Source organism: Streptomyces sp. NPDC002690 (assembly GCF_053592415.1).
Map to the genome: position 1 here is coordinate 1 of NZ_JBSFVR010000375.1, position 7,290 is coordinate 7,290.

Genomic DNA, 7,290 nt, shown 5'->3' on the forward strand with positions numbered 1-7,290 from the left:
GCCTTCCGAATTCCGTGCTCCCTCGCTCCACCATCCCCGCACCCCTCCCCGTCCCGCGCCCCGTACCAGCACCGAGCGGCCGGTGTACCGCCCGCGCGCCATCAGGTCGATCCAGGCGCTCTCGTACGGCGGCCGGGTGGTGTTCCCCGCCATCCGGGCGAGCAGATCGTCCAGGTCCGCGGCCCGCTCGGTGTCCACGGAGATCAGCGAGGTGGCGATCCGGCGGCAGCGCAGGGTGGCGGCGAGGACGATCCCGGTCAGTCCCAGTCCGCCCGCGGTGGCGTCGAAGAGCGGGGTGCCCGGCAGCACCCGGTGGACCGAGCCGTCCGCCGTCAGCAGGTCCAGTGCCGTCACGTGCCGGCTGAAGGACCCGGCCGTGCGGTGGTCGTGGCCGTGCACGTCGGAGCCGATGGCCCCGCCGACGGTGATCCGGCGGTCGCCGGGCGGCACCACCGGGAGGTACCAGCCGGACGGCCGCAGCGTCTCGGCCAGCCGGTCCAGCCGTGTCCCCGCGTCGCAGACCACGGTGCCGGTGGCCGCGTCGAAGGAGCGGACCCGGTCCAGCGCGCCCATGTCGAGGACGGAGCCGCCGGCGTTCTGCGCCGCGTCTCCCGGCGCGCGCCCGAGCCCCCGGGCGATCGCGCCCCGGGGCCCGCGCCCGCGCACGACGTCGGCCGCCTCCTCGTACGTACGAGGACGAAACCGTACGGCGGTGGTCGGGGCGGTGCGGCCGGAGCCGCTCAAGGACACCGTGTCGACGGACATGCGGATGACCGTATCGCCCGGGAAAACCCCTTTGGGGCATTTGTTACAGGGCTCACCGGAATGGGTGATGCAGCGAGTGTCAGCACTCCCCGGCGTCGAACTTCCGCCGCCGCGCGGAAGTGTGCGTCCCGTCCACAGGTTTTCCAGGTCCCGGAGGGTACGCGTACGTCATGGACTGGCTGAAGAGACTCCCCGTGGTCGGCCCGCCGCTCGCCCGGCTGATGGAGACGCACGCCTGGCGCTCGTACGAGACGCTGGAACGTGAACACTGGACGCGGCTCGCGGCGGCCATCACCTTCATCAGCTTCCTCGCGCTCTTCCCGCTGATCGCGGTCGGCGCCGCCATCGGTGCCGTGCTCCTGAGCGACGACCAGCTCGACACGATCGAGCAGAAGACCGCCGAGCAGGTGCCCGGCATCTCGGACCAGCTCGGCATCGACAACCTCGTCGCGCACGCCGGGACGGTCGGAGTCGTCGCCGGTGCGTTGCTGCTCTTCACCGGCGTCGGCTGGGTCGGCTCGCTCCGCGACTGCCTGCGCGCGGTCTGGGGCATCGACGACCAGGACGACGGCAACCCGGTCGTGCGCAAGCTCAAGGACGCCGGACTGCTGGTGGGCCTCGGCGGCGCCGCGCTGCTGACCCTCGTCCTGTCCACCGTCGGCTCCACCGCGGTCGGCTGGACCGCCGACCGGATCGGCATCCCGGAGGACGGCGCGGGCGGCCTGCTGCTCCAGGCCGCCGCCATCGCGGTCGCGGTGGTGGCCAACTTCCTGCTGCTGCTCTACCTGCTGACCCTGCTGCCCGGGGTCGAACCGCCGCGCCGCCGGCTGGTGGTGGCCTGCCTGGTCGGCGCGGTCGGCTTCGAACTCCTCAAACTGCTGCTCGGCAGCTACATGAGCGGTGTCGCGTCCAAGAGCATGTACGGCGCCTTCGGCGTGCCCATCGCGCTGCTCCTGTGGATCAACTTCACCGCCAAGCTGCTGCTGGTCTGCGCCGCCTGGACCGCCACCGGCAGCAAGGAGGAGGCCGCTCGGGCGGAAGCGGAAGCGGCGGGCGGCGGCGGCCCGGCCGCTACGGGCGGGGGCGGCGCAACGGCCAGCGCCGGTTGACCAGGAACACTCCGGCCGCGAGCACCACCAGCACCCCGCCGACGAGGGCCAGGGCGATGCCGACGCCACCGGACGACGCTTCGGCGCGGGCGGCCGACTTCACCGCGGTCTTCTGCGGGTTCGCCCCGGCGGCGGCCTGGGGCCCCTTGCCCGTACCGCTGCCGGCGTCGGTCCCGGAGTCCGTGGAGCTGCCGACGTCCGCCGACTTCGGCGGCACCAGCTCGCCGACCGGTGTCACCTTGCCGCTCGCCGCGAAGCCCCAGTCCAGCAGCGAGGCCGCCTCCTTGTAGACCGCGTGGCTCGCGTCGGAGGAGGGGTTCATGACGGTGACCAGCAGCACCCGGCCGTCGCGCTCGGCGATCCCGGTGAAGGTGTTGCCCGCGTGGCTGGTGTAGCCGTTCTTGACACCCGCGATGCCCTTGTACGGCTCGATGCCGACGTCGCCGGTGAGCAGCCTGTTGGTGTTCTGGATCTCGAAGGTGTCGCGCTTGCCGTCGTCCTTCTCCTCGCCCGGGAAGTCGGCCGAGGCGGTCGCCGCGTACTCGCGGAAGTCCTTCTTCTGCATCCCGCTGCGGGCGAAGAGCGTGAGGTCGTACGCGCTGGACACCTGGTCCTGGGCGTCGTATCCGTCCGGCGTGACCACGTGGGTGTCGAGGGCCTGGAGCTCGTCGGCGTGCTCCTGCATCGCGGTCACGGTCTTCGCGACGGCTTCCTTCTCGCCCCCGGCCTCCCCGCCGCCGTACATCGACGCGAGGACGTGCACCGCGTCGTTGCCGGAGCGCAGGAAGACGCCGAGCCAGAGGTCGTGGACCGTGTAGGTCTGGTCCTCCTTGACGCCGACCAGGCTGCTGCCGTCCCCGAGGTCCGCAAGCTCGGCGTCGGTGACCTTGTGGGTCAGCGTGGAGGGCTGGAGCGCCGGCAGCACGGTGTCCGCGAAGAGCATCTTCAGCGTGGAAGCCGGCGGCAGCCGCCAGTGGGAGTTGTGCGCCGCGAGGACGTCCCCGCTCTCGGCGTCCGCCACGATCCACGAGCGGCCGGTCAGTTCCTCGGGCAGTACGGGGGCCCCAGCCCCCAGGTTGACCTGGGTGCCCTCCTTCGCGAGCTGCGGTCCGCCGACGCTCGACATCGGCAGGGTCGGCCTCGGCTGCTTGTCGTCGCTCTTGTCCTTGTCCGCAGCGAATACAGGCGCGGGACCCAAGACAAAGGTGGACATCAAGGCGGCGCAGATGGCTGTGAGTACGGTCTTTTTCAGAGCAGGCACGGTCGGAAACGTACAGGGCGTTCGTGTCGATGGGGACCCGGAGCCCCTGACCCGCCGGGGGCGACGCCAGGACAGCCCACCTCCGCCGCCCGTGCCGCCGGGGCCCCCGTTCCTGACGAATCGCCAGGATCGGGACACGCCCCTTTCCGCGGTCCGGCCCACCGGGGGAGCGGGGCGGGCCGGGGTACCCCGGGCGGGGGGAGTGGTGCCGGGCGGCGATACTGGGTCCATGAAGCTCAGCCGTCCCGTCTCCTGGTTCCTGCTCGCGTTCGGCGCGTGGTCGTGGGTGATCTGGGTGACTTTCGCCAAGAATCTGTGGAAGGACGGCAGCGGACTCGCCTTCGACGACGCGGGCGATCCGACCGCCTACTTCTGGGTCCACCTGCTCCTCGCCATCACCTCCTTCCTTCTGGGGACGGCCGTGGGAGTCATCGGGTTCCGGGGAATCAGGGCGCTCCGCACCGAACGCGCGTAATCGGCCACCACCGGCGCGCCGGGCAGGGGCCCAGCCTCCGGCGGGTCGCGGTGACGGCGGTACGCAGGTCCGGTACCCGGACCCCGAGGTGACGCAGCTCGCCGCGCAGGTGCGCGTGCCGTCGCTCGGCCCGTACCGGGTCCGCCGCCGCGCGCCGCGGAGCTCCTCGGCCGCACCGCCCGCCGACGGGGTGCCGTCCGTCGCCAGGTGTCCTCCTCCTCGCCGGTGGTCGCCGCACGATTAGCATGCGGGAGCGAGCCGCGCCGCGTACGGGCACGGCGACATGGGGCGGGGGAGTACCGGTGGTCGTGCTGTTCGCGGTGGTTCTGATCGTGGTGGTGGCGCTGCTCGCCGGCGTACACCGCTATCTGTGGCGCCGTTTCGTCGGCGACACCACCGCCCCGGGCACCCCGCTCCGGCGTCTGGGCACGGTGGCCGCCTTCGTGCTGCCTCTGCTCAGCGTCGGCGCGCTGGTCTCCGGACAGACCGGCGCGCCCTTCTGGCTGCAACGGGTGCTCGCCTGGCCCGGGTACCTCTGGCTCGCCTGCCTGCTCTACCTGACGCTCGCCCTGCTCGTGGGCGAGGCGGTCCGTCCGCTGCTCCGCCGGGTGCTCGACCGCCGACGGCCGGAGCGTCCGGGCGAGGGTGCGTCCGAGGGCGCGGCCGACGTCGCGGGTGCCGGTGCCGGTGCCGGTGCCGGTGCCGCTCCGGTCGCCGGGGAGCCCGCCCGCGAGAGTGCCGACGCGCTCGTGCCGTCCGGTGCCACCACCCGTACGGCTGCCCCCGAGCGGACCGCTCCGGCAACGGCCGTCCCCGCCTCCGCGTCCCCCGGCCCCTCGCGGCGGCTCTTCGTCGCGCGGGCGGTCGGCGGTGCCGCGGCCGTCGCCGGGTTCGGGACGGTCGGGTACGGCACCTACGGGGTGCTGCGCGGCCCCCGCACCAAGCGGATCACGGTGCCGCTGGCCAAACTGCCGCGCTCCGCAGACGGGTTCAGGATCGCTGTCGTCAGCGACATCCACCTCGGCCCGATCCTCGGCCACGCCCACACCCGTCGCGTGGTCGACTCGATCAACGCGACCCGGCCCGACCTGATCGCGGTCGTCGGCGACCTGGTGGACGGCTCGGTCGCGGATCTCGGTCACGCCGCCGAACCGCTGGCGGACCTGGAAGCGCGGCACGGCAGCTTCTTCGTCACCGGCAACCACGAGTACTTCTCCGGCGCCGCCGAGTGGGTCGATCACGTCCGCGAACTGGGGCTGCACCCGCTGGAGAACGCCCGGGTGGAGATCGACGGCTTCGACCTGGCGGGGGTCAACGACGTGGCCGGCGAGAGCGAGGGGCAGGGGCCCGACTTCGACCGCGCGCTCGGCGACCGCGACCCGGCGCGGGCCGCGGTTCTCATGGCCCATCAGCCCGTCGTCATCGACGACGCCGTCGCGCACGGGGTGGACCTCCAGCTCTCCGGGCACACCCACGGCGGCCAGCTCTGGCCCGGCAACCTCGTCGCGGAACTCGCCAACCCGACCGTCGCCGGGCTCGAACGGTACGGCGACACCCAGCTCTACGTCTCGCGCGGCGCGGGCGCCTGGGGCCCGCCGGTCCGGGTGGGAGCGCCCTCCGACATCACGGTCGTGGAACTGGCTTCCCGGCAGGCCTGAGTCCTCCCCGAGGGAGTCGGCTCTTCCGAGCGAGTCCCCGATGGGGCTTTTCGGTGCCTTTTCTCTGTATTCCGCTGAAGAAAGCCGTTGTGTGAAAGTCGACATGACGATCTGTCAGCACGGTCATCGGGCCCCGCCCGCACGCCGTTTTCGTCACCCCGAGTGACCGGTGTCCCACTCAATGGACAGATGTGCCGCACCTCTTGACGGCTTGGGTTTCAAGTGTCAATCAAAAGCCCATCGGTCATCCATTTGGTCTTCCAGATGCGAAAATCGTGTGATTGAGTGAGCGCGAACATGCGGTGATGTGCGTGTATGCGTGCGTTGACCGCGGCGGGGCTGGTAAGGGAGAGCACGGCAATGCGTTCGATCCGGGTGCGGATTCTTGCGATATGCGCGGTACTGATCATCGCAGGGGTCGGGGCCTGGCAGCTTCTTCCCTCCGATGAGGCGGGTGGCAAGCCGATTACTGTGGGTACTGTCGACGAGGTCACCTCGCTCGACCCGGCAGGTGCGTACGACGCGGGATCGTGGTCCCTCTTCAGCAACCTGTACCAGACTCTGATGACTTTTAAGTCCGGAGCCATCGTGCCCGAGCCGGATGCCGCGGAGAGCTGTCAGTTCATCGGTCAGAAGCTCACGACGTACCGCTGCAAGCTGCGGGACGACCTGAGCTTCTCCAACGGCCACAAGATCACGGCGAAGGACGTCAAGTACTCCTTCGACCGACTGATGAAGATCAACTCCGATGTCGGCCCGGCGATCCTCTTCCCGAGCCTGAAGAACGTGGTGACCGACGGCCGCGACATCACCTTCAACCTGTCCGCCCGTGACGCGACCTTCCCCGCGAAGCTCGCCACCGGCGCCGGCGCGATCGTCGACCCGGCGACGTACCCGAAGGACAAGCTCCGCACGGACAACAAGGTGGACGGCTCCGGGCCGTACGTCCTGAAGTCCTACGAGGCCGGTGTCAAGGCGTCGATGACGCCCAACACCAGCTACCGGGGTGCGATCAGACACGTCAACGCGGCGATCGACGTCAGGTACTTCGACACCTCCGACAAGCTGCTCGCCGCCTGGAAGTCCGGCGGCCTCGACGTGACGCACCGCCAGCTGCCGCCGGCCGAGATCGCCAAGATCAACCCGGCCGACCCGAACGTGCAGATCACCGAGATGGACAGCGCCGAGATCCGCAACCTGGTCTTCAACGTCCGCCCGGGCGCGACGCTCTCGGACAAGCGCATCCGGCAGGCCATCGCCTGGACGATCGACCGCGGGCCGCTGGTGGGCAACGTCTACGACTCCACCGTCGAGCCGCTCTACTCGCTGATCCCGCAGGGCTTCATCGGCCACTCGACGCCGTTCTTCGACACCTACCCGCAGCCCGACGTGTCCAAGGCCAAGGAACTCCTCCAGGAGGCCGGCGCCGAGATCCCCGTGCCGATCACCTTCGCGTTCCGCCCGGACGGTGCGACCACCGCGGAGTCCGCCGAGATCAAGCGTCAGCTGGAGAAGGACGGGCTCTTCAAGGTCGACGTCAAGGAAGTCGAGTGGCAGACGTTCCAGAAGGGCTACGCGGCCGGTAAGTACGACGCGTACACCGTCGGCTGGCTCCCCGACTTCCCGGACCCCGACACCTTCGGCCAGCCGCTCGTCGGCACCGACAACAGCCTCCACAACGGGTACGCCAACCCGAAGCTGGACAAGCTCGTCACCGACACCCAGCAGTACGAGGACCGCAGCCGCACCTCGAACGACTTCAAGGAGATCCAGCAGATCGTCGGCGAGGACGTGCCGCTGGTCCCGCTGTGGCAGAAGAAGGACTACGTCATCGCCAAGACCGGGATCTCCGGTTCGCAGTACCTCTCCGACGGCACCGGCCTGTGGCGCCTCTGGGAGCTGAAGCGGATCTGATCCGCCGGTGGTGCGCACGCCACCCGTACGAAGACGGCCCTGTTCGTGGCAGTCGAACGCGCCTTACGCACAAGCAAGTTGGGTCATCAGGGGCCATCCCCCGGTCGC

6 protein-coding genes are annotated in these 7,290 nt (G+C 70.5%); 4 read left to right on the forward strand and 2 right to left on the reverse strand.

Translation table 11 applies throughout. The annotated features are described in order from the left end of the window. On the reverse strand, window positions 1-765 hold a 765-nt coding region (locus ACWD3D_RS30870), incomplete at its 3' end, for an FAD-binding oxidoreductase (protein ID WP_451464047.1). A gap of 170 nt (window positions 766-935) precedes the next feature. Here ACWD3D_RS30870 and ACWD3D_RS30875 point away from each other — a divergent pair. Next, window positions 936-1,874: a YihY/virulence factor BrkB family protein gene (locus ACWD3D_RS30875; RefSeq protein ID WP_451464048.1), complete on the forward strand. Its 939-nt coding sequence runs from the start codon at window positions 936-938 to the stop codon at window positions 1,872-1,874. On the opposite strand, the gene ACWD3D_RS30880 is transcribed toward ACWD3D_RS30875, so the two are convergent. After that, window positions 1,837-3,135, reverse strand: a complete 1,299-nt coding sequence (locus ACWD3D_RS30880; protein WP_451464049.1) for a D-alanyl-D-alanine carboxypeptidase family protein — start codon at window positions 3,133-3,135, stop codon at window positions 1,837-1,839. The two genes, ACWD3D_RS30875 and ACWD3D_RS30880, sit on opposite strands and share 38 nt — an antisense overlap. Window positions 3,136-3,364: 229 nt before the next feature. Between ACWD3D_RS30880 and ACWD3D_RS30885 the strand changes: the two genes are divergently transcribed. From ACWD3D_RS30885 to ACWD3D_RS30895, 3 genes are all read left to right on the forward strand, one after another. Continuing rightward, entirely contained in the window at window positions 3,365-3,610 is a 246-nt protein-coding gene (locus tag ACWD3D_RS30885) for an SCO4848 family membrane protein (protein WP_451464050.1), read from the forward strand. A gap of 308 nt (window positions 3,611-3,918) precedes the next feature. Continuing rightward, the gene (locus tag ACWD3D_RS30890; protein WP_451464052.1) at window positions 3,919-5,268 is read left to right on the forward strand and encodes a metallophosphoesterase; all 1,350 of its coding nucleotides are present in this window, start codon (window positions 3,919-3,921) and stop codon (window positions 5,266-5,268) included. Window positions 5,269-5,628: 360 nt separating this feature from the next. Continuing rightward, complete coding sequence (locus ACWD3D_RS30895) at window positions 5,629-7,182, forward strand: ABC transporter substrate-binding protein (RefSeq protein ID WP_451464051.1); 1,554 nt, start codon at window positions 5,629-5,631, stop codon at window positions 7,180-7,182. Window positions 7,183-7,290: the final 108 nt, after the last annotated feature.

Bases quoted from the DNA above. Each gene is read 5' to 3' on its own strand.
- ACWD3D_RS30885 (WP_451464050.1), top strand. From the start codon at position 3,365: ATGAAGCTCAGCCGTCCCGTCTCCTGGTTCCTGCTCGCGTTCGGCGCG.
- ACWD3D_RS30895 (WP_451464051.1), top strand. From the start codon at position 5,629: ATGCGTTCGATCCGGGTGCGGATTCTTGCGATATGCGCGGTACTGATC.
- ACWD3D_RS30875 (WP_451464048.1), top strand. From the start codon at position 936: ATGGACTGGCTGAAGAGACTCCCCGTGGTCGGCCCGCCGCTCGCCCGG.